Source organism: Streptomyces nanshensis, from assembly GCF_001751255.1.
Classification (GTDB): Bacteria; Actinomycetota; Actinomycetes; order Streptomycetales; family Streptomycetaceae; genus Streptomyces; species Streptomyces nanshensis_A.
In genome coordinates, this window is record NZ_LJGW01000216.1 from 1 (window position 1) to 1,212 (window position 1,212).

2 pseudogenes are annotated in these 1,212 nt (G+C 71.5%); both read right to left on the minus strand.

Annotated features, from left to right (window positions below):
• Positions 1-148: 148 nt before the first annotated feature.
• Positions 149-253: pseudogene (locus tag AN218_RS38170) on the minus strand (RacP protein); the annotation flags it as partial.
• Between the two features lie 469 nt (positions 254-722).
• Positions 723-1,212, minus strand: a pseudogene (locus tag AN218_RS12470) (hypothetical protein); the annotation flags it as partial.

A 1,212-nucleotide genomic window follows, 5' to 3' on the forward strand; every position in this document is an offset into this window, starting at 1 on the left:
TGCGAAAATAGAGAATTTAGTTCAGTCAATACACCATCAGGGCCCACTCGGCGTTCGTGGTGTCCGAGGGGTAGCGGCGTCGGCGCACGACAGCCTCCGGCAGGCCGGTCCTGGAGAGGCCCGACCGTGCGGACCTCTCTAGGACCGGTCAGGAACTGGTGATCAGGTCGAGGGTGGATTCGATGGAGTTGAGCTGGGCAATGATGTGCCGCACCCACTTGTCGCCCGGGTGTGCCGCGGCGTGCGGCGCGACCAGCAAGCAGGAAGCGCGCGCCGAAGCCCTACGTCGCTACCGCCCCTGGCTCGACGCCCGCCCGCACCTCATCGACCGCNTTGCTTGATGACAGCCCTAGTTGTCGTGATGTGGATGGTGGTCGCTCAGAGGGCGGCCAGCCCGTCGGGCGCGTCGGTGGTGGTCTTGCGGGCGGGGATGAGTTGGCGAGCGTTTCTCCCGGTCCGGTAAGCGGCGATTTCGGCGGCGGCCATGGCGGCGTGCCGTGCGGCTTCTTCTGGGGAGGTGGGCGTGAGGTGCGGGGGAAGACACGGTGACGGGGGCGGCGTTGCCGGTTGGGGGAGGGTGTGCGTCGCCGACGTCGCTTCGCGGGGCGCGCGATGACGGCGAGCGATTCGTGTACGGGGGCCCGGTGGTCTCCCGCCTCGCTGCGGGTCTCCGAAGCGGCCGGTGGGCGCTTCCTCAAGGAGGAGGGCTGCGAGGTCTGTGGTCATATCGCGCTCACCTCCTCCCCGGTGCCGCCGGTGATTGCGAGGGCGCGGCTCAGGGGCGTGGATCGGGTCGGCGGGGAGGGCAGTTCGGCGCAGAGCTGGTCCCAGTGGGAGGCGGCGGGGGCGCCGTCGGGGCGCCGCCACAGGGTGAGGCGGTGCCGGGCCCAGGCGTAGGGGCGGCGTACGCGGTGGGTGTGGCGGTGCGGGGTGCCGTCCGGATGGTGTTCCAGGGCGTAGAGGACGTCGCTGCCGGACCAGCCGACGGCGGCGAAGTCGGTGAGGAGACGGGTCCGGGCCCGGGTGGGGATGCGGCTGAGGACCATGTGGTGGCCGATCGCGGCGACCAGGAGTCCGGCGGCGTAGCGCAGGCAGACGGTGGGAGTGATGCCGCCGCGGCGGGGCCGCGGCCGTGCCGGTTGTGGACGGCGGCGGCGGCGGGGCTGCGGTGTGGGGGGTAGGGGGGAAGGGGTACCCCCGGTATGAATACCG